We start from the raw sequence: 25542 nt of genomic DNA, 5'->3' as shown, positions 1-25542 counted from the left end.
CATGGCTCGTATTTTAATTGTCGACGATCATCTTCTTGTTTGTGAAGGTACGAAAAATGTGCTCGAATGTGAAGGGGATTTTCAAGTAGACATTACGACATCTGCGAGCGAAGCAGAACAAATGATCGAGCAACGTGCGTATGATGTATGTTTACTTGACTGGTGTATGCCGGATATGAGCGGTATCGAATTGAGTAAACGAATTCTCGAAAAACAGCCGAATGCGAAAATTGTCATCTATACCGGATATGATATTGTTCCCTTTTTAAATTATTTCATTGAATTAGGCATTACAGGCTTTGTCAGTAAAACCGCATCAAGTGAGCAATTAATTACAGCGATTCGCTGTGCGCTACGAGATGAGGCGGTCATTCCTGTGCATGTATTGCGTCAGCTGTGCCGTTGTGGAGCAAAAGAAAATATGGATGAAAACGGACAACTGGCTGTGCTGAGTTCTCTCGAGCAAGAACTATTAATGGAAGTTGCTAACGGCTTATGTAATAAAGATATTGCAGAAAAACATCACACGAGCCAACGAACGATAGAAAGACATTTATCGCGCATCTTCACAAAGCTGCACGTATCTTCACGAATAGAAGCAGTGGAAAAAGCAAAACAATTAGGGCTCATTCCAGAGCATCATATGTTGTGAATGCCTTCACCGGATCGGTGAGGGCATTTTCTTTTTTGGAAGTCCGCCATTTCGTGTCGGTATCCGACAAAAAATGGCGGGGTTCGACACCATGTTGGCGGTGAAGAAGAAAGAAAATAGAGATATAATTGAGGTAAAGAAAGGAAGGAACATTTATAGAGGGAGGTGAAATATTTTATGACAAAGCTTAAAGAGATGAGAGGAAAGCCAATAACGGGGTTGATTGTCATTGCGATGGCGGTGTTTATTGATATGCTTCTGTATAGCATCGTTGTTCCGATCGTGCCTTTTTACACTTCTAAATTTGATGCTTCCCAAACAGTTATTGGCATACTCATCGGCTGTTATGCGTTTTCTTTTTTGATCGCTACTCCTATATTAGGAGGAATCTCTGACAAATTTGGTAGACGAGGAGTAATGTTGTGGGGGATGGTAGTTCTTCTAGCAAGCACTTTAATATTTGCTTTTGCAAACAGTATGATGTTCCTAATTGTTGCTAGATTGTTGCAAGGTGTTGCGGCAGCGGCGACATGGACTGCGGGATTGGCGCTGATTACAGATATGTATCCACCTGCTAAAAGAGGAAAGGCTTTAGGAACAGTACTTACTTTTATGTCTGCGGGGACTCTTTTAGGTGCACCTGTAGGTGGGATGTTATTTGAATGGGGAGGTTATCAGCTGCCGTTTTTGTTCGTTTCATGTTTTATTCTTTTAGATGGATTCGCAAGGATATTTTTATTAGAGGATCCGCCAAAGACAATGGATGCTGATAGTATAGGAATGAAAATTTTCCGAGACCGTATCGTATTAAAAATTTTTGGCGTAGTTTTACTTGGAGCTTCTGCAATAAGTATTTTAGAGCCAATCCTACCTATTTATCTTGAGGAACATTTAGGGGCTAATTCTGTTCATATAGGAATTCTGTTCGGCATTACAACTCTTGCTTATGGAATGGTAAGTCCTTTAGCTGGTTGGTTATCCGATCGATGTGGAACCTTTTCTTTGATGATGTCAGGTCTGCTTATTTTAGCTGCTTCTCTTCCGTTGGTTGTACTCCCTAACTCGTTCATACTAGAAGGATCTGTGCTTTTTTTGGTAGGGGCAGCGGCTGGTTTTGTCTTAACGCCGACTTTGCCGGAATTAGCGAATTCTGTTGATCGTTTAGGTGGGGGGGGCGTATGCTACTGCGTTTGCTGTTTTTAATATGGCCTATTCTGTAGGGATGATCATCGGTCCGATTGTAGGGGGAGGAATGGCCGATTTATTCGGTATATCAACAGCTCTTTATATCATGTGTTTTGTTTTAGTAGGATATAGTCTATCTTCTAGGCTCGTAAAACATGAAAGAAAAGCTACATATGTCAATAATAAAATGGAATGAATAACTGTAGATGAGCAATTTTTATAACAATAATTACCATAAAAAGAGACAAACAGGGTATCCCTTATGCCACATGGAGCTGTTTTTTGACAACATCAATGGGAATATCTTGCTTCGCTGCATGGTAAATGAACTCGACGAGACGATGCCTTTTCTTCGTTCGGAGAAGATCAAGCCCGGTAGAGAAATCACCGTTGGACTCGAACATACTGTACACATAAGTCAGTTGTACCAGAATCCAATACCGTTTTACCGCCCGACGCCCGCGAACGCGGTATCCATCGAGTTTCAGCTGGTCTTTCGCTTGACGGAAAAAACATTCGATCGACCAACGTGCAGCATAGTAGCGCAAGATGTCTTCGTCGCTTAGCTCGCGATCGGTGCTCAAGACGCAATGAAGATGTTTCGGCGTCATCGGTTGATCGGCTTTCCATGAGAGGAGCACCACGGCATCCTTGAGACCGTTCAGAGCACCTTCGTAGCGATACACCCGATAACGCTCTTTTCCCACCGTGACGAGGCGGGTATCCCGCGGCTCCATAGATTTGGCAAATTCCTTTGCTTGAATGGCCGTCCCTTTTGGATAGAGAATCCGATTCGTCTTCAGCATCGCGATGACGTGGAACCCTTTTTTCAAGCAGGCTCCCACGAGGGTTTTCGATGGATACCAAGAGTCCATGAGCACATAAACGGGGCGACTCACATCCAACGAAGAAAGCATCTCGATCGCGAGTTCCCCTTTGCTTTTCCCCGCCGTCTTGTCGTAGAGGCGAAAGGCAAAAGGAAACGCTTGGATCATCGTATGAACCATGAGCCAAACGAGAGAATGTCCCCAGACAGACTTTTTATTCGTGTGAGAATAATGCCAATCACACCCTTGGATCGCGTGTGTTGCCCGTGACGAGGGCTTTGTTTTTTGGCAAATCGTATCATCGATCGAAACAAAAATGGGTTGATTCTCTCGTTTCGAGCTGTGTTCGACACGATGAAGCACCCACTGCTGGAGTTTGCGAAGCAGCGTCTCTTCCTCCCATGGGCTTTTCGTGAAAAAATGGCTCAGTGTCGCGCGATGGTTCGGATGAAAACTCCCATGATGTAGATCGGTCAGCGTTTCCGAAAAGCCCTTTGTAATCATCGCATCCACGATATGAACGAGATGCTTCATGACAGGTTTCGAGAAATAAAGCGCCAACCCCAACATCGTCAAAAACTTGTGGATTCCTTGGAGATGTGCTAATCTATTCATGAGACATGAACCTCCTTGTGGATAGTTATGGCACATCTATTTTAACCAAGGAATCGGGTTCATGTCTTCTTTTTTGTTTGGTTGTAAATTTATGTTAGCGAATTTGCTCATCTACAGTAATAATTACCATTTAAAAAAGAAACAAACAGGGTACTTCTTATGCCACGTGGAGCTGTTTTTTCACGGTATCAATAGGAATATTTTGTTTCGCTGCACGGTAAATGAACTCCACGAGGCAATGCCCTTTTCGCTTGCGACGTTCGCGTTTATGATTTCCACCGTTTTCCGCAACCAGTCGCTCGCGATTGGTTTGACGACGTTCTCACTGTTCATCGGTCCGCAAATCACTTATTTCTTGTCGCTGAAATTTGACTGGGCGAAATATATATTGTTTGCCAATACGAACTTAGCACAATATATTGACGGCATGCCGTTGGTGAAAGGGATGACGATGCCGTTTTCGCTTGCGGTGCTGCTTGTGTATTTTGTCGCGTTTAATGCGGTGACATGGTGGACGTTCCAAAAACGCGACGTCGCGGCTTAAACGATAAAAAGAAAAAGGCTGCCCAATTAGCTTGTGACTCGGCTATTGGCTGCCTTTTTTATTGAAAAAATAATCGCTTCGCCTCGAGAGAAAAATCCGTAAATAGGAAAGATGTAATTGTGTCATTTTCTCCAAATGCCTCTCTTTTTTTAAAAAAACCATCCTCCAACCCAAATACTTCGACTGTTTTATACAAAGGATCAACAATCCAATACTCTTGCACATGAAACTGTTCATATAGCTTAAATTTTTCGTTTCGATCTTTTAACGCTGTAGACGGAGAAAGAACCTCGACAATGAGTGTCGGTGCGCCTAAACAGCCGTTGAGTGTTAAGTTGTTTCGATTGCAAATGACGGAAATATCCGGTTGCACAACATGTTTTGCATACGTGTAGTCGTCGCTTTCGGAGAGACGAACATCAAACGGAGCAATGGCAACATAGCAATTTTTATTTTGAAAGTACGAACGAAACGCAAACGATAGTTCCATGACAGTAAATTGATGCTCCCATGTTGGTGAAGGGCTCATGTTGTAAGCTTTCCCGTCAATGAGCTCCCAACGCCCGTCCCATTGAACATAATCGGCATACGTATACAGTTTGGATGATTCTGGCTTCATCGCGTATCCCTCGCTTTTTTCAATATTATACCACACCTCACTTCATCATTGACCATTCCGTGTTTTATCGTTATATTATTAAATAGTTAAATAATTGAACTATTTTGACAGGAGGCATTGATCGGTGGAGAGAAGCATACAACAATTTATTGAGCGCTATTTGTCCATTTCGTTTCTTGTGAATAAACGAGGGGCGGCGCTGATGAAATGTGAGTTAGATGATGTGACGCACGATCAATATTATGTATTGCGCTACATATATAAGCATAAGGTGTGCACATCAACGGAATTAGCCGACGTGTTTGCGGTGAATAAAAGCGCGGTTACCGCGATGACGAATCGTCTTGTTGAAAAAGGAATGATTGCACGTGGCAAAGATGAAGGCGATCGTCGCATTATTTCACTTTCACTTACAGAAAAAGGAGAACAATGGCTTGTTGAAACAGAACAAAAAGTATACGAACTTGTTGAGAAGATGATGACAAAGCTTTCGCATGAAGAAATTGAGCAGTTTATTCAAACGTATGAGAAATTAGCGATGATTTTACAAGAAATGGAGGATGGCAAATGAAAACGATTATTCGTGGAAAATGGGTCGTTTTACTCGCGTGGATTGTCGCAGCTGTCGTGCTCGTTATGACCGCTCCGAATATGGCGCAACTTGTGCGCGAAAAGGGGCAAATTACCGTTCCAGACGGTTATTCGTCTTCGCTTGCAAGCGAGTTATTAAAAGAAGTACAAAAGCAAGAAAATAAGGAAGGGGAAATGAGCGCCGTCCTCGTCTTTCATCGAAAAGAGAGATTACAAGAAAAAGATTGGAAAGAAATCGAGAAAGCTGTAGAGCAGCTGCAAGGGAAAAAAGAAGCGCTCGGCTTAATACAAATTGTATCACCGCTTGATGACGGGCAGCTAAAAGAAAAACTGGTGTCAAAGGACGAGACAACAGCGCTTGTCTCCCTTCAATTAGAACGAAACAAACGCACCGCAAAAGAAATAAGTACAGCGCTTTATGATGAGATCAAGAATATTGCTGTGCCACACTATTACACAGGCAGTTGGATGGTCGATGAAGATGTTATTCAAAGTTCACAAGAAGGATTGAAAAAAACGGAAGGTATTACCGTCGTTTTTATCTTAATTGTTTTATTTCTTGTGTTTCGTTCGCTCGTCGCTCCGTTTGTACCGTTGTTAACGGTCGGACTGACGTATATCGTGTCACAAGCGATTGTCGCTTTTCTTGTTGATCGCGTTGATTTTCCACTTTCTACGTTTACGCAAACATTTTTAGTTGCGGTTTTATTCGGAATCGGAACAGACTATTGCATTTTATTGCTCAGCCGCTTTAAAGAAGAGTTAGCGAAGCGAGAAGATCGAACTGAAGCGATTATTGCAACATATCAAACAGCAGGAAAAACGGTTATTTTCAGCGGATTGGCGGTCATGATCGGCTTTGCGTCCATCGGCTTATCGACGTTTAAACTGTATCAGTCTGCATCAGCTGTAGCGGTCGGTGTCGTTGTGTTGCTTGTTTCCCTTGTTACGCTTGTGCCGTTTTTTATGGCTACACTAGGTGAAAAGCTCTTTTGGCCGATGAAAGGAGCGCTTGAACATAAACCGAGCAAATTATGGGATGTGGCAGGTCGTTTTTCTTTCGCTCGTCCGTTATGGGCGCTTGCGATTGTCGCGATCATCACATTGCCGATTTTATTGACGTACGATGGCGAACTTTCCTTTAACTCAATGGCGGAAATTGGCGATCGTTATCCTTCCGTCAAAGCGTTTAACATTATTGCTTCTCATTTTAGCGAAGGAGAAGCAATGCCAACGAAAATTGTGATGAAAAATGACGAAGCGATGGATGATGAGCAATATTACTATTTGATCGAAAAAATTAGCCGTGAAGTAGCAAACATTGATGGCGTAAGCGCTGTTCGTTCGGTGACGCGCCCGCTCGGAGAGCCGATTGATCAATTGTTTGTCACAAAACAAGCGGAACAGTTAAAAGAAGGGCTTGGAAAAGGAGCGGACGGCATTGGACAAATTCGGTCTGGTTTAAGCGAAGCGAGCAGCGAAATGGCGAAGTCCGCTCCAAAGCTAGCACAGGCGACGGGTGGCATTCGGGAGCTCGTCAACGGAACGACAAAATTGAAAACGGGAATGACTGATTTACAGCAAGCGTTAAAGCAATTAGAAGATGGGGTGCGAAGCGGAGCGATTGGTGCTGCTGATCTTGAAAAAGGATTGCAAACGATACAAACGAATATGAAAAAGCTGCATGATGGAGCGGATGAATTGCGAAAAGGATATGAGCAAGCAACCGGTGGACTGCGTCAATTAAGTGAACGATATGAACAAATTGAAAGTGGATTGCAAGCCATTTCTCAACAGTTGCCGCTTCTTTCTCAGTCGTTAAACCGTATTGAAGAACGTCATAAAGACTTGCGTGAAGATGCGGAGTATGCACATGTAAAGCAAGCTGTTCAACAGATGAGCGCACAAATGAATACGTTATCTGATGCACTTGTTCAAGTGAACGACGCGTTACAAAATGTTCAACGCGGCTTACAGCAAGCAAACGAATCGTTTGCGACAATAACAAACGGACAGCAAGCGCTTATTACTGGAATGGATCAAGTGATCGTTGGACTTGGAAAGCTTCGTTCTGGATTAGAGCAAGCAGCAAATGGGCAAGGGCAAATCGTTCAACGTTTGCCGGAAGTGACAAACGGGCTAGCGAAAGTAAACGACGGACAACAGCAATTGCTTACAGGTTTTTCGCAACTCAATGGTCAAATGGATCAACTCATCTTAGGATTAAATCAAAGCGTTAACGGCTTACAACAAGTCGAAGATGGCCTACAATCTGCTAGACAGTACGTTTCTGACTTAGCGAATGCGCCAGATGAAGAAATGGCAGGATGGTATATGCCGCCACAATTGTTGACGAGCGAGGAATTTGCGCAAGCGAAGAAAGCATATATGTCGAAAGACGGGAAAGTCGTGACGTTCGACGTCGTCTTTTCTTCCAATCCGTATGAAACGACAACGATGAAAAAAATCGCGGAAGTGAAAGAAGCGATCGCTCGGGCAGTGAACGGTACGAAACTTGAGCATGCGAAAGTAGGCGTTGGCGGCGTAACAAGCATATATTCGGATTTAAATGACATTTCTGCTGCCGATTATGCTCGAACATCGGTATTTATGCTTGCAGGGATTGCGATCATTTTAATTGTTCTTCTTCGTTCGTTTATTATGCCAGCGTATTTAATGTTATCGCTTATTTTAACGTATTACACATCGATGGCATTCACCGAACTTGTATTTGTGAATATGCTCGGATACGAAGGAATAAACTGGGCGGTTCCGTTTTTTGCGTTCGTTATTTTAATGGCGCTCGGCATTGACTATAGCATTTTCTTAATGGATCGCTTTAATGAATATCGCGATAAAACCGTTCAAGAAGCGATGCTTGAAGCGATGCGTCACATGGGGACAGTCATCATTTCCGCGGCGATCATTTTAGGAGGAACGTTTGCGGCGATGTATCCATCTGGTGTATTATCGCTATTGCAAATTGCGACGATTATTTTAACAGGTCTTTTCTTATATGCGCTTGTCGTTTTACCGTTATTCATTCCGGTGATGGCAAAAACGTTTGGACGGGCGAATTGGTGGCCATTTATGAAATAAGAGCGGGTGTCGATGCCCGCTCTTTTGTGATATAATGTAAAAAAATAGTTGTTGGAGTGAAACGAAGTGAGAAAAATGAATATGTCTGAACTAAACGATTGGATTTTTTCACGCAAAGGAAATGTGGAACGGGATATATTAAAAGATGGAAGAGAGCAACATGTACGTTTACGTCCACGCGACAAAGAGGAAATGCGTATATTAGATGAATTATGCATAAAACGATGGAAAAAAGCGGAGCAAGAAGGAAAAATTAAATATTTGAACGAACGAGTGTGGTATTATGAATTCGATTAAAGAGGCGAAAGAAAAACTTCAGTCGCTTCAAACGAAAACATCGTTTGAAAAAATGGTTCAAGTCACAGCCATTTTAACGAAGCTATTGGAGCCGTATCGTATACGTCCAATTATTGTTGGCAGGCTTGCGGTTGAAATATATACGCGTGGGGATTACACGACCGTAGATATCGACTTAATTGTTAGTGATCGCGAAAAAGCAGGGCAATTGCTCACTCAACTTGGTTTCACTCCGTTAGGAAGACATTGGTATCATGATGAATTGTTTGTTAGTGTGGAAATTCCAAATGATATGTTAGAAGATGCTGATGAGAATAAAGTGATTGAGTTAAGGCTAGAAGAAGGGTTGTCTGTTTACGTCATCGGAATTGAAGACATTATATTAGATCGCCTTCGCGCATGTGTACATTGGAAATCGAATTCTGATTGTGAATGGGCAAAAAGAATGTTTCTCCTTCATAAAGAGCGGTTAAATCTCACATACATGAAACAAATGGCGAAAAGAGACGGAACAAACAAACAACTAGAGCAATGGTCATAAATAAGAGCGGGGTTTCATGCCCGCTCTTATTTTCGTATATCTTTTCATATATCTGCAAATCGTGGTAAGATAAAAGGTAGAATTTTGCCGAAACGGGAGATCGGATGAATGGGGGAAATAGTTTGGCGGAGCAGAAAAAAACGCGCATTACGGTAGATATATACGGACAGCAATATTCGATTGTCGGAACAGAAAGTTCAAGTCATATTCGGCTTGTTGCTTCCATTGTTGATGATAAAATGCGTGAAATTAGCGCGAAAAATCCGACGCTTGATACGAGTAAACTTGCTGTATTAACGGCAGTCAATATCGTTCATGAATATATGAAACTAAAAGATGAATACGAGCGCCTTTTGCGAAAAATGAATAAAGAAAAGGATGATGACAACGATGATTGATTTGCTCATTTGTTTCATCCTTCTCATGGGACTGATGATTGGATTGAAACGAGGGTTTATTTTGCAATTCATCCATATGACAGGTTTTTTAATCGCGTTTATCGTTGCATATCACTATTATGATCAACTAGCACCAAGACTAAAATTATGGGTGCCGTATCCGAGTTTCGGTGATGGCGAAACGATGAAATTGCTCATTGAAAGCACAAATTTAGATGAAGCATACTACCGTGCGATTGCGTTTGCTGTTTTATTTTTTGTTGCAAAAATTGTGATGCAAATGATCGGTTCGATGTTAGATTTCGTCGCTCAGCTGCCGCTTTTAAAAAGCGTCAACCGCTGGGCAGGTGGAGCGCTTGGATTTATGGAAGTGTATTTGCTTTTATTTGTGCTTTTATATGTGAGTGCACTTGTTCCTGTTTCTGCAATTCAACAACCGCTTCACAACTCATTCATCGCTAGTTTCATCGTCAAGCACACACCGATTTTATCAAATTTCGTGAAACATATGCTTGTACAATATATGGCGTAAAAACTTCTCCGTTTGAGAGAAGTTTTTTCGTCGAAAGGAAGGGAATGAGATGGAAAAAAATAAAAAAGAAGCGATTCGTTTGCTTGAAACGATCGCTTTATATATGGAAATTAAAGGAGAAAATCCTTTTAAAGTATCCGCCTTTCGTAAAGCAGCTTCAGCGCTAGAGCGTGATGAACGTCCCTTGACCGACATTGATGATTTGACGTCCATTGCTGGTATCGGTAAAGGCACAGCCGCGGTTTTACAACAATGGTTGCAGACGGGAACAAGCGATGTGCTTGAACAGTTAAAAAAAGAAATTCCAACAGGGTTATTTCCACTTTTAAAATTGCCGGGACTTGGCGGTAAAAAAATTGCTAAACTGTACCATGAGCTAGGCGTGACCGATATCGAAACATTAAAAGAAGCATGTTTAGCTCAACGTGTGCGACAATTAAGCGGCTTCGGTGCAAAAACAGAAGAAAATATTTTAGCTGCACTTGCCCACATGAATGCACGCCCTGAGCGTTTACCGATTGCGTTTATGTTGGAAGTTGCTTCCGACATCGAGCGTCAGCTAGAAAACTTCGCTGGCATTATTCAGTTTTCACGCGCAGGCAGTTTACGGCGCGTGTGTGAGACGATCAAAGATTTAGATTTTATTATTGCAACAACAGACGATGCGCTCGTTCGTAAGCAGTTGTTGCAACTCGAACATATTTATGACGTTGTCGCAAACGGTGAAACGAAAGTATCATTGCAATTGCAATACGATTATGTTGTCAATGTCGATTTTCGCCTCGTTTCTCCTAAACATTTTGCGACAACGCTTCATCATTTCACCGGTTCAAAAGACCATAACGTTCGCATGCGCCAATTAGCAAAAGAGCGCGGTGAAAAAATTAGTGAGTACGGTGTTGAAAACATTCAAACAGGTGAAGTAAAAACGTTTACGACAGAGGAGCAATTTTTTGCCCACTTTCATTTGCCGTTCATCCCACCAGAAATGCGTGAAAGTGGAAACGAAGTCGATGCATATGATGGGACACCACTCCTCACTTTATGTGATATACGTGGAGATTTACATACGCATACGACATGGAGCGATGGGGCGTTTTCGATTCAACAAATGGCGGAAGCATGTCGGAAAAAAGGATATCGCTACATTGCAATTACCGATCATTCACAGTTTTTAAAAGTAGCCAATGGACTAACTGTTGAACGACTAAAACGCCAACAAGAAGAAATTGCTCGCTTGAACGAACAATATGATGACTTTGTCATTTTATCAGGCATTGAAATGGATATTTTACCGGATGGAACGTTAGATTTTGCGGATGATGTATTGCAAACGGTCGATTTTGTCATTGCGTCGATTCATTCTGCTTTTTCGCAACCGCAAGAAACGATTATGAAACGATTGAAAGAAGCGCTTATGAATCCATACGTTCATATGATTGCACATCCGACAGGAAGATTAATCGGAGAACGAAGCGGATACGATGTAAATATAGATGAATTGTTGCAGCTTGCGAAAGAAACAAATACGGTGCTTGAGTTGAATGCAAATCCACATCGTCTTGATTTAACGTATACCTATTTACAAAAGGCGCAACAGCTTGGTGTCAAAATCGCGATTAATACGGATGCGCACAACGTTCGTATGCTTGATGATATGGAACTCGGTGTGGCGTTTGCTCGAAAAGGTTGGATTCGAAAAGAAACGGTTATTAATACATGGGATATCGAACAACTCATGTCTTTTTTGCGAAAATAAACAGCTGGAGGGTTCATCGGTGCATGCCAAAACATTACACATTCTTGAATTTGATAAAGTGAAAGCACAACTTGCGGAATATGTATCTTCCTCACTAGGGAAAGAAAAAGTCGTAACACTTGTGCCATCATCGGACGTTGAAGAGGTGACGCGTTGGCAAGAAGAAACGGATGAAGCAGCAACCGTTCTTCGCTTGCGCGGTCACGTCCCTCTTGGTGGCATATTTGATGTTCGTCCCCAGACGAAACGCGCAAGCATCGGGGGAACGCTCAGCCCACATGAGCTACTCGATGTTGCAAGTACGATGCGGGCGGCGAGACAGTTAAAAAAGTTTTTAGAAGCGACAGAGGCCAACTTGCCACATATTATCGCATATGTGGAGCAAATAGTTCCTCTAAACGAGCTCGAACAACATATATATCATTGTATTGATGAAAGCGGAGATGTGCTTGACGAGGCAAGTGAACGGCTGCGCTCGTTACGTCAACAGCTACGTGCGATCGAAGGAAGGGTGCGCGATAAGTTAGAAAGTATTATTCGCTCATCATCTGCCCAAAAGACATTATCGGATGCAATCATTACGATTCGTAACGATCGGTATGTCATCCCTGTCAAACAAGAATATCGCCATACGTATGGTGGAATTGTACATGATCAGTCCTCATCTGGGGCTACGTTATTTATCGAGCCACAATCGGTTGTAGAACTAAACAACGAATTGCAACAGTTGCGCGTGAAAGAAAAACAAGAAATTGAGCGCATTTTAAGTGAATTATCCTCCTCTGTCGGCGAGCAGGCGGAAATAATTATTAGGAACGTCGAATTGCTTGCACAGCTTGACTTTTTATTTGCAAAGGCGAAATACGCGAAAACGATCAAAGCAACAAAGCCAGCGATCAATGAGCGTGGATATATTCGTCTTATGCAAGCGCGGCATCCGCTCATCCCTCCTGATCAAGTCGTTCCAAATGATATTGAACTAGGGAACGACTATACGACGATGGTGATTACCGGACCAAATACGGGAGGGAAAACAGTCACGCTAAAAACGATTGGCTTGTTCACCGTCATGGCTCAAGCAGGGTTGCAAGTGCCAGCGTTAGACGGCTCACAATTAGCTGTATTTCGCGCTGTATATGCCGACATTGGTGATGAACAATCAATCGAACAAAGTTTAAGTACGTTTTCGTCTCACATGGTCAATATTGTTGATATTTTAAAACAAGTGGACGAGCATAGTCTTGTGTTGTTTGATGAGCTTGGAGCAGGAACGGATCCGCAAGAAGGGGCAGCTTTAGCGATTGCTATTTTAGATGAAGTGCACAATCGCGGAGCACGTGTTGTCGCGACGACGCATTATCCTGAATTAAAAGCATATGGTTACAATCGACAAGGTGTCATGAATGCCAGTGTCGAATTTGACATCGAAACGTTAAGTCCAACGTATAAACTGTTGATCGGTATTCCAGGTCGAAGTAATGCACTTGATATTTCTCGTCGCCTCGGATTAGACGAACATATTATTGCTCGCGCTCGCACGTATATTAGCGCAGAAAGCAATGAAGTTGAAAATATGATTGCTTCATTAGAAAGAAGTAAAAAGCGAGCCGAAGAAGAATGGGAGCAAGCAGAAAAACTTCGTGAAGAAGCAGAACGGTTGAGAAATGAATTAGAGCAACAGTGGAACGAACTAAACGAACAGCGTGAGCGTTTGTTAGAAAAAGCGAAAGAAGAGGCGGAACTCATTGTAAAAAAAGCGATGAAAACGGCAGAAGAAGTGATTCAAAACCTTCGTGACATGCAAAAACAACAAGCCGTTGCGATGAAAGAACATGAGCTGATTGCCGCACGGAAGAAGCTAGAAGAAGCGATCCCACAAATGGAAAGAAAAAAGAAAAAACAAGTCCAAAAAGCTAAGCAACTGTTACATCCTGGCGACGAGGTGAAAGTCACTCATCTCAATCAAAAAGGACAACTTCTTGAGAAAGTATCGAACGACGAATGGCTCGTGCAAATTGGGATTTTAAAAATGAAAGTGCATGAAGAAAACTTGGAGTATGTAAGCAGTCCAACGCCAATTGAAACAAAACCAATTGCGACTGTAAAAGGCCGCGATTATCATGTGCCACTAGAACTCGATTTACGCGGTGAACGATATGAAGACGCGTTGCTTCGCGTTGAAAAGTATATTGATGATGCAGTATTGGCAGGGTATCCCCGCGTGTCTATTATTCACGGAAAAGGGACAGGAGCACTTCGCAAAGGGGTGCAACAATATTTGCAAAATCATCGCTCAGTAAAAAGCATTCGATTTGGTGAGGCGACTGAAGGGGGAACAGGCGTCACCGTTGTCGAATTACAATGACGGGAGGAACTATGAGCGCTTTCTGGGAAAACGAAATGATTCATATTGCTGCCAATTTTAGTGTCGTGATTTTATGTTTAGTTTTATTTTTAGCTATTTTTGAACTTGTGACGAAATATAAAAATTGGGAAGAAATTAAAAAAGGAAATATGGCAGTAGCGATGGCAACAGGTGGAAAAATATTTGGGATCGCTAATATTTTCCGATACTCGATCGATCATCACGATTCACTTTTTACGATGATCGGTTGGGGCGTTTACGGCTTCGTTTTATTGTTAATCGGTTATTTTATTTACGAGTTTTTAACGCCAAAGTTTAACATTGACGATGAAATTGCTAATGATAATCGAGCGGTAGGATTTATTTCCATGGTTATTTCGATCGGTTTGTCGTTTGTCATCGGAGCAAGTATACGGTGAGAGGAGAAAAAAATGGAAACTCTAGCGAAAGTATTGCTCGTATTGTGCGGTGTATTTTTGCTTATTGGTGTCATATATATCATGTTTTTTGCATAAAAGGATGTCAGTAGGCATCCTTTTATATTTTTTAATACAAAAATTTCTGAAAATATTATAAAATATAAATAATCTTATAGAAAAAGGGGGAAACAAAATGGAGAAGCCATGGCTAGCGTTATATCCTCAGCAAGTTCCTCATTCAATTGATTATCCGCGCAAGCCGTTGCAACAATTTTTGCGGGAAGCGGCGGAGCAATTTCCGCACAAAACAGCCATTCACTTTTTAGGAAAGGAGCTGACATATAAAGAAATATATGAACAAGCACTTAAATTAGCATCGTATATGCAACAGCTCGGTTTACAAAAGGGTGATCGCGTATCGATTATGTTGCCGAACTGTCCACAAGCGGTTATTAGCTATTATGCTGTTTTATTTGCAGGTGGTATTGTTGTACAAACAAACCCATTATATACTGAACGAGAGTTGGAATATCAGTTAAATGATAGTGGTGCGAAAATCATTATCGGTCTTGATTTACTTTATCCGCGAATCATGAAAGTGAAAGCGAATACAAAAATTGATCATGTGATCATTACAAGTATAAAAGATTATTTACCGTTTCCGAAAAACGTGTTATATCCGTTTGTACAAAAGAAACAAACAGGGATGATTGTACGCGTCAAACATGAGGGCGATTGTCATCTATTTACGAAAGCATTATCGCTTGCGAGCGGGAAAGTAAAAGAGACGGATGTGAATCCGGTGGAAGACGTTGCGCTTCTTCAATATACAGGCGGAACAACTGGGTTTCCGAAAGCTGCGATGTTGACACATCATAATTTAACGTCCAACACGCTCATGTGCACAAAATGGATGTATAAATGTGAACGCGGGAACGAATCGATTCTCGGTGTGCTTCCGTTTTTTCACGTATATGGGATGACGGCCGTCATGAACTTATCCATTATGGAAGGATATAAAATGATTTTGCTACCGAAGTTTGATGTGGAAACGACATTAAAAACGATTGAAAAGCAACGGCCAACGCTATTTCCAGGTGCACCAACGATTTACATTGCATTGCTCAATCACCCGAATTTAAGAAAATACGATTTATCATCAATCAAAATATGTATTAGCGGCTCAGCTCCACTTCCTGTTGAAGTGCAAGAACAATTTGAAACAGTAACAGGTGGAAAAATCATTGAAGGATACGGCTTAACTGAAGCATCTCCTGTGACACATTCCAATTTCATTTGGGATGGGAAACGAATTAAAGGGAGCATTGGCGTACCTTGGCCAGATACAGAGGCGATGATCGTTTCAATCGAAACAGGTGAGCGAGCAAATGTGAACGAGATTGGGGAAATTGTTGTGCGTGGGCCGCAAGTGATGAAAGGATATTGGAACCGCCCAGAAGAAACTGCTGTAACGCTTCGAGATGGTTGGTTATATACGGGTGATTTAGGGTATATGAATGAAGAAGGATATTTCTTTGTTGTTGATCGGAAAAAAGATATGATTATCGCAAGCGGCTATAACGTATATCCACGCGAAGTAGAAGAAGTGTTGTATGAGCATCCGAAAGTGCAAGAAGCTGTCGTCATCGGTGTGCCAGACGCTTATCGCGGTGAGACGGTAAAAGCGTTTGTTGTGCTTAAAGAAGGAGAGCAGTGCACAGAAGAAGAGCTTGACGAATTTATGAGAAGTAAATTGGCTGCTTATAAAGTGCCACGCATTTATGAATTTCGAAAAGAATTGCCAAAAACAGCAGTCGGTAAAATATTGCGTCGTGCCCTTGTTGAAGAAGAAAAAGAAAAACAAAAATAACCTTTATACGTTTTTTCTTGACACGTTTTTTGCCTCTCTTTAAAATAAAAATATGAATGATTATTCATTCATATTTTTGAAAGGGAGAATGCAAAGTTGAAACGTGATAAACCGAAGTTTAAACAAATTATTGATGCAGCTGTGATCGTCATCGCTGAAAATGGCTACCATCAAGCGCAAGTATCGAAAATTGCCAAACAAGCAGGTGTAGCTGACGGTACGATCTATTTGTATTTTAAAAATAAAGAAGATATTTTAATTTCACTGTTTCAAGAAAAAATGGGTTACTTTATCGAAAAAATTGAAGAAGAAATAGAAGGAATTTCGAGTCCGTCGAAGAAATTGTTTTTGTTGATTCAAAAACATTTTCAAATGTTAGCGGCGGATCCCCATTTAGCGATTGTTACCCAATTGGAACTTCGCCAATCGAATAAATCATTACGTCTGAAAATTAATGAAATTTTAAAAGGATATTTAAAAGTTGTGGATCGCATTGTGCAAGAAGGGATTGACAAAGGGGAATTTCGTTCAGATTTAGACGTACGGCTTACCCGTCAAATGATTTTCGGGACGATTGACGAAATGGTAACAACATGGGTAATGAATGAGCAAAAATATGATCTCGTTGCATTAGCGAAGCCAGTTCATCAATTGTTAACGAAAGGTTGTTGTGTTTAAAGCACAACAACCTTCCGACATACATGAAGGAGGGAGAATATGTTTTCCGTTCAACAAGAGGGGTATGTGGCGATTTTGACACTTAACCGCCCGCCAGCCAATGCATTGGCATCTTTTGTTTTGAAAGAGCTTTCAGAACGACTTGATGCATTAAAAGAAGATGACGAAGTCCGTGTTATCGTTCTCCATGGAGAAGGAAGGTTTTTCTCAGCTGGTGCGGATATTAAAGAGTTTACAGCGATTGAGGCAAGCGAACAAGCAGCTGAACTTGCTCGAGCGGGACAGCGAATAATGGAGAAAATCGAACAGTTTCCGAAACCGATTATCGCAGCTATCCACGGTGCTGCGCTTGGCGGAGGGCTCGAGTTGGCGATGAGTTGTCATCTACGTATCGTAGCGGAAAACGCCAAACTCGGTTTGCCAGAATTGCAGCTTGGCATCATTCCAGGTTTTGCAGGAACACAACGGTTATTGCGCCATGTCGGTATGGCAAAAGCGCTAGAAATGATGTGGACGAGTGAACCGATCACAGGTGCAGAAGCTGTTCAATGGGGACTAGCGAATAAAGCTGTTCCAGAAGAACAGTTGCTTCATACAGCAAAGCAGCTTGCACAAAAAATTGCTCAAAAGAGCCCGATTTCCGTTCAAGCAGTATTGCAACTTGTCAATGAAGCACGAACAAAAACATTCCATGAATGTGTCGAAAAAGAGGCGCAACTGTTTGGACAAGTATTTGTGACGGAAGATGCAAAAGAAGGCATTTCAGCATTTATCGAAAAACGGACACCACAGTTTCAAGGAAAATAAGAGGGGGAGAGAAACATGAACATTTTCGTATTAATGAAACGTACATTTGATACGGAAGAGAAAATTGTCATTCAAAACGGAAAAGTAAGTGAAGAAGGGGCAGAATTTATCATTAACCCGTACGATGAATATGCGATTGAAGAAGCGATTCAAGTGCGCGACCAGCATGGTGGTGAAGTGACAGTTGTTACAATTGGAAATGAAGATGCAGAAAAAGAACTTCGTACGGCACTTGCGATGGGAGCAGATAAAGCAGTGCTTATTAACATTGAAGACGATGTAGAAAATCGTGACCAATATACAACGGCCACAGTGCTTGCGGAATATTTAAAAGATAAAGAAGCTAATTTAATTTTAGCTGGAAATGTAGCGATTGACGGCGGTTCTGGGCAAGTTGGGCCACGCGTTGCTGAATTGCTAGGTATTCCTTATGTAACAACAATTACGAAGTTAGAAATTGACGGAACAAACGTAAAAGCTGTGCGCGATGTTGAAGGTGATGAGGAAGTCATTGAAACATCGTTACCGCTACTAGTTACGGCGCAACAAGGGTTAAATGAGCCGCGTTATCCGTCATTGCCAGGTATTATGAAAGCGAAAAAGAAACCGCTTGAAGAGCTAGAGCTTGATGATTTAGATTTGGAAGAAGACGATGTAGAAGCGAAAACGAAAACGATTGAAATCTTTTTGCCGCCGAAAAAAGAAGCGGGAAAAATTTTGCAAGGAGACATTGCGGATCAAGTAAAAGAACTCGTTTCACTTCTTCATACAGAAGCAAAAGTCATTTAATAGGGGGATGGGGAGCATGGCAAGAAAAGTATTAACATTAGCAGAAGTACGCGATGGAGCATTGCGTAACGTATCATTTGAAGCAATTTCCGCTGCGAAAACGATCGCTGAAGGCGGAGAAGTTGTTGCTGTCGTTGTCGGAGCGAGCGTTCGCTCATTCGCTTCTGAACTTATTGCTTATGGTTCCGATCGGGTTGTCGTCGTCGAGCATGAAAAATTAGCTACGTATACGCCAGACGGTTATGCTCAAGCATTACAAGCTGTTGTCGAGCAAGAGAAACCAGAAGGAATCGTCTTTGGTCACACAGCGCTTGGAAAAGATTTATCACCAAAACTTGCTGCTAAATGGCAATCGGGCCTTGTATCCGATGTTGTTGCGGTTGAAGAGGCAGGTGGAAATATCGTATTTACAAGACCAATTTATTCTGGTAAAGCGTTTGAAAAGAAAATTGTTACTGATGGCCTCATGTTTGTTACAGTTCGTCCGAACAATATTACTCCACTTGAAAAAGATGAAAGTCGTACAGGTGCAGTGGTAGATGTACAAGTCGAGATAAAAGATTTGCGTACAATCGTTCGTGACATTGTACGAAAAACAGCGGAAGGCGTGGATTTATCTGAAGCGAAAGTGATTGTTGCTGGCGGTCGCGGTGTGAAAAGTGCCGAAGGATTTGAACCATTGAAAGAGTTAGCAAACGTGCTTGGCGGTGCGGTTGGAGCATCGCGCGGGGCATGCGATGCAGGATATTGCGATTATTCGCTGCAAATTGGTCAAACAGGAAAAGTCGTTACGCCAGATTTATATATTGCGTGCGGCATTTCAGGAGCGATTCAACATTTAGCGGGCATGTCAAACTCAAAAGTCATCGTGGCGATTAATAAAGATCCAGAAGCGAATATTTTCAAAGTAGCAGATTACGGCATCGTTGGTGATTTGTTTGAAGTCGTCCCGCTTTTAATTGAGGAATTTAAAAAATTAAAAGTACATTCATAAGGGCAGAGCACGATGCTTTGCCTTTTCTTTTCAGCATATTTTTTTGTAACAAGGAAATAGTAGAAGCGAAGCAAATGATTGGCGTAAACAATACGTTCAATGGTATACTATGTGCATGGAACCGAAATGTTTAAGGAGGAATGAAATATGGCAATTGTAAATGCAACAGATCAAACGTTTGTTAGTGAGGTAAAAGAAGGTGTTGTGCTCGTTGATTTCTGGGCACCTTGGTGCGGGCCTTGCAGAATGATTGCACCTGTATTAGAAGAAATAGATCGTGAGCTTGCCGGCAAAGTGAAAGTAGTAAAAGTCAATGTAGATGACAACCCAGAAACAGCTGGGAGATTCGGTGTGATGAGCATTCCGACATTGTTTGTCTTCAAAAACGGTGAAGTGGTAGATAAAACGGTTGGCTTCCAACCAAAAGAAGCGCTTGTTGGTCTTTTAAGCAAACACTTATAATTGACATGTCTCGGAGACATCCGGGGCATTTTTTTTGAAATTTTATATTGACATTGAAAATCGTTCTCTACTATAATGATAACGGTTAATGATAATCGTTATCAAAAAAAAGGGGGATACATACGAAATGAAAAAACGTCAATTAAAAGCTGTATTTGCGCTGTTTTTATTAGCAGGTGGGATTCTTGCAGGTTGTGGTCAACAAAAGACAGAAACGACAGAGAAGAAGGAAGAAACAAAAGTAGAAGAAAAGCAGGAAGAACAGCAGTCGCCTGAAACTGAACAAGTGGAAGAGGTAAACGTTCAAGCGTTTATTGATGCTTATAAAGCAATCAAAGCTGAAACAGAAAAAGCAAAAGAAGGGCAGCCAGTTGATTGGAGTCTTGTAGAAAAAACATACGTAGAGCAACTACAAAAGCCAATTAATGAATTGGATGGTACATTTGCTCAAACGATTGAAGCAGCGATTCAAGGTGGAAAAAGTGGAGAGTTAAATGTTCATCCAGCACGTCAAATTGTTGATAAAGTGACACAATCGTATTTTTATCAGTTACAAAAAAAATTACAAAAAGATGTTGTAGCTGCACTTGAAGCTGGTGATCAACAAAAGGCGACAGCATTGTTTGATCAAATAAAATTGCTAGCAACAGAAATTTTCGTTCCAACGGCAATGAAACGTGACGAATATTACCAATTAACGGGAGAATCTAGCCTTGAACAAAGCATTAACGCTGGTTTAGCAGCGCAAGAAGAGGCGTTAAAAGCCAATAACGTAGATGATTTTAAAGTGTACATTCAGTTGACGGATAAATCGATCTATCGTAGCTACTATTTAGCATCAAAATCATATGCTGAGAAAATTGAAGCAGGTGTGAAAGAAGGAAAGGCAGAAGATGAACTGAAAGGACAACAAGCAGAAGCATGGGGCTTTTTCCAAGCGATTAAAGGCTCTTTAGCTGAAGGAGATGAAGCGGCGACAGCACGTTTGGATGAGATTTTATCGTTAAATAACGATTACAAAACGATCAAAGCATCAGAAGTAAGCGCATTATATGCTAAAGCGTTGTTTGGTAAAATGAAAGGCTATCATGAAAAAGCACCGGCACAGTTAGATGAGAATAACGTTGTCGAAGCGAAAGTAAAAGCGTTAGAAGGTAATATGTTCTTAAAGGCAATTGAATTAGATGTTCAAGCAAAATTAGGCGATGAAAAAGCAGCGGAATTGTTTGCAACAGCAGAAAAGTGGTATAACGCGATTGCTGAAAATAAAAAAGATGAAGCTGCTCAATATAGCAAAGCTGTGCTTGATGCTGTAAGTGCTATTGTTCAATAAACAAACAAAAAAGCCGCGCATACCACGCGGCTTTTTTGTTGTGATACAATAGTAAGGCGATGAACGATGAAGGAGTTACACAAATGACAAAAGTATGTATCACAGGTGGAGCAGGGTTTATCGGTAGTCATCTAGGAAAAAAAATACTTGAACTTGGACATGAGCTCGTTGTTATCGACAATTTCCATCCATATTATTCAACGTGTCAGAAGCAATACCAACTCCAACAAATAAAAAATGTCGGTTTTTTTCATTTTTACAATGTAGATATTCTTCAATTTGATGTGTTGAAAACTATTTTTTTCCATCATCGACCGGATGTGGTATTCCATCTAGCCGCGTTGCCAGGCGTACAGCCATCGTTATCAGAGCCGTTAGCATACATTGATTACGATGTGAAAGCGACAGTAAACATATTACAAGTAGCAGGGGAAGCGGGAGTTCAGCACGTTTTATTTGCGTCTTCTTCTTCTGTATACGGTAATCAAGCGTTTCAGCCGTTAAAAGAAGAAATGGCAAATGGTCAAGTTATTTCTCCGTATGCAGCGGCGAAATATAGTGCTGAATCGTTTTGTCACGCATATGCACACATATATGGCTATACGATGACGATTTTTCGTTATTTTACAGTATATGGGCCGTGGGGACGTCCGGATATGGCGATTAGTAAGTTTATTCGTCAATTGTTGCGTGACGAGCCGATTACCGTTTACGGTGATCATACGGCACGCGATTATACGTATATTGATGACATTGTTGCCGGAATGATTCAAGCGTTAGAACGAGAAGGGGAAAGTGATATTTTTAATCTTGGAGCTGGTCAACCGGTGACGATGAAGCAATTGCTTGCGGAGTTGCGCACCCATTTTCCACATATGCGTGTTCATTACGAGCCGCCTCGCCTCGGTGATGTTGTTGCCACATGGGCCGATATTACGAAAGCAAAAGAAAAAATTGGGTACGAACCGCGCATATCGTTGCGGGAAGGATTGTCAAAGACGATTGAATGGGCGAAGCAATATGAAAACGAAACAAATAAAAATTTTGATGCGACTCATTAGCTTGATATGTATTGTAGCGTTTATATGGATGACGATTCACCATTTTGATGCACGACTATTGTTTGATCTTATGCACAGGCTTGTTTCGCAACCGTGGCATACGAGTTATATGTTTACCATGTATGGGCTCGCCTTCGTTTTACGTGCTATAGCATGGAAATGGTATTTGCCTCACGCCCATTTCCAAACATGTGTCGACGGATTATTTGCTAGTTTATTTATAAACCATATATTTCCGATTAAAATTGGTGATGTCGCTCGCATCGGCATATGTGCAAAACAACATCGCATTCCATTTGCGATTGTTGCTCAGTCTGTCATTGTACTACGTCTTTTTGATTTTATTGTTTTATTTTTGTTTGCTTTTTTGGGGGCAATCGTTTATATGCAAACGCTTGTACGTTCTGCTCTTGTTTTTCCGCTCGTTGTTGCCGGTATAATTGCTTTATTTGTCGTGCTTCAACAGATAAATCCGTCATGGATACAAAAACATAAACAACATTGGAATGTTATACGGAAAAGTCGTCGTGTTGGATCGATTGTTGTTGCCATTGTTTTTAGTTGGGTATGTGAAGCGGTCGTTTTGTTTGAAATGGCGAAAATGATTGCTTTTCCTCTTTCGTTTACGGAGTCGCTATGGGTAAATAGTATGGCGGTTGGTGGACAAGTATTTCAAATGACTCCGGGAGGATTGGCGACATATGAGGCTGTCATGGCGTTTGCGTTAACGCGCATTCATTCAGATTGGGAACAAGCATATGCCCTTGCACTAGCGACCCATTTATTTAAATTTTTATTTTCTTATGTCGTTGGGCTATACGTATGGTGGCGCATCCCAACGTTATGGACATTCGTTCGAAAGGAGAACGTAACGTGAAAAAAGCATCGAAGTTTGAAAAAATAGCAGCAAGGTGTTGGAATTTATTAAATGAAGGAAAGCCATTTACCCCGATTTTCGTTATAGGGACAATGCTTCTTTTTCACTTGTTAGATGGAATGACGTTGGAAGAAGGAGAAAAAATATTCCATAGCTTTTTGCTAACAGTTCCTCTTTTTGTTTTGTATTACATATATGACTATCCGTTATTTTTACGTAACTATTTATGGATTCCTTATGTCATTTTTTTGATGATTTCGTCTTTCGTACCGACGACTTTACTTTTACTTGCCGTTAGCCTCTATTTCTTTTTTACCGTTTTCTTTTGGGGAACATTATACTATCATTTACGTATTGGAACAACATGGTTGAATTTCACTCGTTTTTGGAAACTTGTGTTAAAAAATAGCGACTCAACGAGCGGAAATGCACAAGAACAATTGCCAAAAGCATTACTTCTTCTTTCTGTATGGGAATACGGAGTACAACACAATGTACATACTCCGTCATTTATCGCTTTTTACGTCTTTGTTTTCGTATGGTCGTTTATTTTGCATCGTTATTTATTTGATTGGAAACCAAAAGTGATTGACCATTATACAAATAACGTGCCGCCAAATGAGAAATCGTTAAGTGATCGCGTCATCGTTCTTGTTGTTGACGGGATGAGAAAGGATCGTTTTGAACAAGCCAACGCCCCATTTTTAAAGTCGCTTCGTACGAATGGAACGGATTTTACGCAAATGGAAACGGTATATCCCGCAAGAACGGTCGTATGCTTTACATCGATGCTCACAGGAACATACCCGTTTGAACACGGCATTCGTTCAAATATGGTATGGAAACTAGGGATTCGTGTCGAAAGTATTTTTGATGTTCTCCGGAAAGTAGGGAAAAAAGGAAAAGTACTCGGCATCGCTCATCTTGTCGATTCCCTAGGAAATGATGTCGAAACGGTAACGGCTGTCATGCATAACGATGTTGCTGATCGCAATATTATGGAACGCGCAAAACAACTGATGACCGAACAAGATTTACATTTACTTGTCGTTCAATTTATCGGAACGGATCAAACAGGACATAGCCGTGGTGTACACTATGATGAATACGTACAAAAAATTGAAGAAGTTGACACATTAATTCAACAATTTATTGAATGGTTGCACGAACAAGGAAAAATGGATAATACAACGTTAATCATTTGTGCAGATCATGGACAAGCAGATGGAATTGGCGGACATGGCCATTTAGATGAAGGAGAACGGTACGTGCCATTTTTTATGTACGGTCCAATGATTGAAAAAGGGAAGCGAATTGACGAAAAACATAGCCTCGTTTCTCTTGCTCCAACGATCGCTTATTTGTTAGGAGCACCATATCCGAGCCATAGCCGTGGCCCTGTGTTAGTTGAAGCGCTAAAGAAAGAGGGAGAACGATGAAAGTAATTGTATTTTTACCAGCACATAATGAGGAGGAAGCAATTGGGGAAGTCATTCGTCGTATTCCAAGACATATTCAACCGAATATAGAAGTACACGTTCTTGTTGTCGACGATGGATCAACAGATCGTACGGTTGATGTTGCCAAACAAGCAGGAGCGAACTTCATTTATCGGCATGAAAAAAACCGAGGGCTAGGCGCAGCTGTACGGACCGGCTTACAACAATGCGTCGAACTTGGTGCGGATATCGGTGTGATGATTGATGCAGATAACGAATACCCACCGGAACAAATTCCCGATCTCATTATGCCTATTTTACATGGAGAAGCAGATTATACAATGGGTTCCCGTTTTTTAGGGACGATTCAAGGAATGAAGTGGCATCGGCGAATTGGAAATTACTTATTTACATTTATTCAATCCATCTTATTGAAAAGATGGATTTATGACGGTCAATCAGGAATGCGAGCATTTTCTCGTCAAGCGATGGAAGAAGCAGAAATTATTCATGATTACAACTATGCTCAAGTATTGACGTTAAATTTAGTGCGCAAAGGATTTCGGTTAAAAGAAGTGCCAATTGTATATCAAGTAAGAACGACGGGTCAATCATTTATTAAATTTACAGCTTACCTCAAACATGTCATTCCGGCTATTGTGAAAGAGATGTGCCGTCCAGTGAAACGAAAGCATATGCGCTCTATTCAGCAACGCTAGGGAGATTCTCTAGCGTTTTTTCTTGACAATTATCATGATAATTATTATCATTATCATCGAAGGAGGAGAT

At 41.3% G+C, this 25542-nt stretch carries 26 protein-coding genes; 24 read left to right on the top strand and 2 right to left on the bottom strand.

Annotated features, from left to right (window positions below; translation table 11 throughout):
- Window position 1 precedes the first annotated feature (1 nt).
- The 3 genes from ASC42_RS00370 (at window position 2) to ASC42_RS14160 (ending at window position 2033) form a co-directional block, all read left to right on the top strand.
- Window positions 2–652 (top strand): response regulator transcription factor, encoded by a 651-nt coding sequence (locus tag ASC42_RS00370; protein ID WP_055440053.1) that lies wholly within the window; start codon window positions 2–4, stop codon window positions 650–652.
- Window positions 653–829: 177 nt separating this feature from the next.
- Complete coding sequence (locus tag ASC42_RS00365; RefSeq protein ID WP_245191122.1) at window positions 830–1855, top strand: MFS transporter; 1026 nt, start codon at window positions 830–832, stop codon at window positions 1853–1855.
- Window position 1856: 1 nt separating this feature from the next.
- Window positions 1857–2033 (top strand): hypothetical protein, encoded by a 177-nt coding sequence (locus ASC42_RS14160; protein WP_342413228.1) that lies wholly within the window; start codon window positions 1857–1859, stop codon window positions 2031–2033.
- Between the two features lie 64 nt (window positions 2034–2097).
- Here the strand turns inward: ASC42_RS14160 and ASC42_RS00360 are convergent, their stop codons facing one another.
- Window positions 2098–3279 carry an IS701 family transposase gene (locus tag ASC42_RS00360; RefSeq protein ID WP_055440052.1) on the bottom strand — a complete coding sequence of 394 codons (1182 nt, stop codon included), beginning with the start codon at window positions 3277–3279 and terminating at the stop codon, window positions 2098–2100.
- 238 nt (window positions 3280–3517) lie between these two features.
- On the opposite strand from ASC42_RS00360, the gene ASC42_RS00355 reads away from it, so the two are divergent.
- Window positions 3518–3823 carry an ABC transporter permease gene (locus tag ASC42_RS00355; protein WP_055440051.1) on the top strand — a complete coding sequence of 102 codons (306 nt, stop codon included), beginning with the start codon at window positions 3518–3520 and terminating at the stop codon, window positions 3821–3823.
- A gap of 58 nt (window positions 3824–3881) precedes the next feature.
- Here the strand turns inward: ASC42_RS00355 and ASC42_RS00350 are convergent, their stop codons facing one another.
- Window positions 3882–4442, bottom strand: coding sequence for a Uma2 family endonuclease (locus ASC42_RS00350; protein WP_055440179.1), 561 nt, complete (start codon window positions 4440–4442; stop codon window positions 3882–3884).
- Window positions 4443–4566: 124 nt separating this feature from the next.
- On the opposite strand from ASC42_RS00350, the gene ASC42_RS00345 reads away from it, so the two are divergent.
- From ASC42_RS00345 to ASC42_RS00250, 20 genes are all read left to right on the top strand, one after another.
- Window positions 4567–5013: a MarR family winged helix-turn-helix transcriptional regulator gene (locus ASC42_RS00345; RefSeq protein ID WP_055440050.1), complete on the top strand. Its 447-nt coding sequence runs from the start codon at window positions 4567–4569 to the stop codon at window positions 5011–5013.
- Window positions 5010–8132, top strand: coding sequence for an MMPL/RND family transporter (locus ASC42_RS00340; RefSeq protein ID WP_055440049.1), 3123 nt, complete (start codon window positions 5010–5012; stop codon window positions 8130–8132). Before ASC42_RS00345 ends, ASC42_RS00340 begins: the two co-directional genes overlap by 4 nt.
- A gap of 75 nt (window positions 8133–8207) precedes the next feature.
- Complete coding sequence (locus ASC42_RS00335) at window positions 8208–8429, top strand: hypothetical protein (protein WP_221248163.1); 222 nt, start codon at window positions 8208–8210, stop codon at window positions 8427–8429.
- Complete coding sequence (locus ASC42_RS00330) at window positions 8416–8970, top strand: hypothetical protein (RefSeq protein ID WP_055440047.1); 555 nt, start codon at window positions 8416–8418, stop codon at window positions 8968–8970. The genes ASC42_RS00335 and ASC42_RS00330 overlap by 14 nt, the downstream gene beginning before the upstream one ends.
- 122 nt (window positions 8971–9092) lie before the next feature.
- Window positions 9093–9368 carry a cell division protein ZapA gene (zapA, locus tag ASC42_RS00325; protein WP_055440046.1) on the top strand — a complete coding sequence of 92 codons (276 nt, stop codon included), beginning with the start codon at window positions 9093–9095 and terminating at the stop codon, window positions 9366–9368.
- The gene (locus tag ASC42_RS00320) at window positions 9361–9900 is read left to right on the top strand and encodes a CvpA family protein (protein WP_032100274.1); all 540 of its coding nucleotides are present in this window, start codon (window positions 9361–9363) and stop codon (window positions 9898–9900) included. The genes zapA and ASC42_RS00320 overlap by 8 nt, the downstream gene beginning before the upstream one ends.
- 49 nt (window positions 9901–9949) lie before the next feature.
- The gene (gene polX / locus ASC42_RS00315) at window positions 9950–11659 is read left to right on the top strand and encodes a DNA polymerase/3'-5' exonuclease PolX (RefSeq protein WP_055440045.1); all 1710 of its coding nucleotides are present in this window, start codon (window positions 9950–9952) and stop codon (window positions 11657–11659) included.
- Between the two features lie 19 nt (window positions 11660–11678).
- Window positions 11679–14024 (top strand): endonuclease MutS2, encoded by a 2346-nt coding sequence (locus tag ASC42_RS00310; protein WP_055440044.1) that lies wholly within the window; start codon window positions 11679–11681, stop codon window positions 14022–14024.
- Window positions 14025–14035: 11 nt separating this feature from the next.
- Window positions 14036–14443 carry a DUF350 domain-containing protein gene (locus ASC42_RS00305; RefSeq protein ID WP_032100526.1) on the top strand — a complete coding sequence of 136 codons (408 nt, stop codon included), beginning with the start codon at window positions 14036–14038 and terminating at the stop codon, window positions 14441–14443.
- A 193-nt stretch (window positions 14444–14636) separates the two neighbouring features.
- Window positions 14637–16313: a long-chain-fatty-acid--CoA ligase gene (locus ASC42_RS00300; protein ID WP_055440043.1), complete on the top strand. Its 1677-nt coding sequence runs from the start codon at window positions 14637–14639 to the stop codon at window positions 16311–16313.
- A 96-nt stretch (window positions 16314–16409) separates the two neighbouring features.
- Window positions 16410–16991: a fatty acid metabolism transcriptional regulator FadR gene (locus ASC42_RS00295; protein WP_055440042.1), complete on the top strand. Its 582-nt coding sequence runs from the start codon at window positions 16410–16412 to the stop codon at window positions 16989–16991.
- Window positions 16992–17030: 39 nt separating this feature from the next.
- The gene (locus ASC42_RS00290) at window positions 17031–17798 is read left to right on the top strand and encodes an enoyl-CoA hydratase (protein WP_055440041.1); all 768 of its coding nucleotides are present in this window, start codon (window positions 17031–17033) and stop codon (window positions 17796–17798) included.
- A 15-nt stretch (window positions 17799–17813) separates the two neighbouring features.
- A complete protein-coding gene (locus ASC42_RS00285) occupies window positions 17814–18587 on the top strand; it encodes an electron transfer flavoprotein subunit beta/FixA family protein (protein WP_055440040.1) in 774 nt (257 codons plus the stop codon).
- Window positions 18588–18603: 16 nt separating this feature from the next.
- Entirely contained in the window at window positions 18604–19581 is a 978-nt protein-coding gene (locus ASC42_RS00280) for an electron transfer flavoprotein subunit alpha/FixB family protein (RefSeq protein ID WP_055440039.1), read from the top strand.
- A gap of 147 nt (window positions 19582–19728) precedes the next feature.
- Entirely contained in the window at window positions 19729–20043 is a 315-nt protein-coding gene (gene trxA / locus ASC42_RS00275) for a thioredoxin (protein WP_055440038.1), read from the top strand.
- A gap of 127 nt (window positions 20044–20170) precedes the next feature.
- Window positions 20171–21376, top strand: coding sequence for a hypothetical protein (locus tag ASC42_RS00270; protein WP_055440037.1), 1206 nt, complete (start codon window positions 20171–20173; stop codon window positions 21374–21376).
- Window positions 21377–21459: 83 nt separating this feature from the next.
- Window positions 21460–22437, top strand: coding sequence for an NAD-dependent epimerase/dehydratase family protein (locus tag ASC42_RS00265; RefSeq protein WP_055440036.1), 978 nt, complete (start codon window positions 21460–21462; stop codon window positions 22435–22437).
- A complete protein-coding gene (locus ASC42_RS00260) occupies window positions 22397–23314 on the top strand; it encodes a lysylphosphatidylglycerol synthase transmembrane domain-containing protein (protein ID WP_055440035.1) in 918 nt (305 codons plus the stop codon). The genes ASC42_RS00265 and ASC42_RS00260 overlap by 41 nt, the downstream gene beginning before the upstream one ends.
- A complete protein-coding gene (locus ASC42_RS00255; RefSeq protein ID WP_055440034.1) occupies window positions 23311–24753 on the top strand; it encodes an alkaline phosphatase family protein in 1443 nt (480 codons plus the stop codon). Before ASC42_RS00260 ends, ASC42_RS00255 begins: the two co-directional genes overlap by 4 nt.
- Entirely contained in the window at window positions 24750–25472 is a 723-nt protein-coding gene (locus ASC42_RS00250; RefSeq protein WP_032100265.1) for a glycosyltransferase family 2 protein, read from the top strand. The genes ASC42_RS00255 and ASC42_RS00250 overlap by 4 nt, the downstream gene beginning before the upstream one ends.
- Window positions 25473–25542 lie beyond the last annotated feature (70 nt).

Origin of the sequence: Anoxybacillus suryakundensis (genome assembly GCF_001418025.1) — a bacterium.
In the GTDB taxonomy this organism is placed as follows: domain Bacteria; phylum Bacillota; class Bacilli; order Bacillales; family Anoxybacillaceae; genus Anoxybacillus; species Anoxybacillus tengchongensis.
The sequence above is the reverse complement of the archived record's forward strand: the minus strand, read 5'-3'. Positions and strand labels throughout refer to the sequence as shown.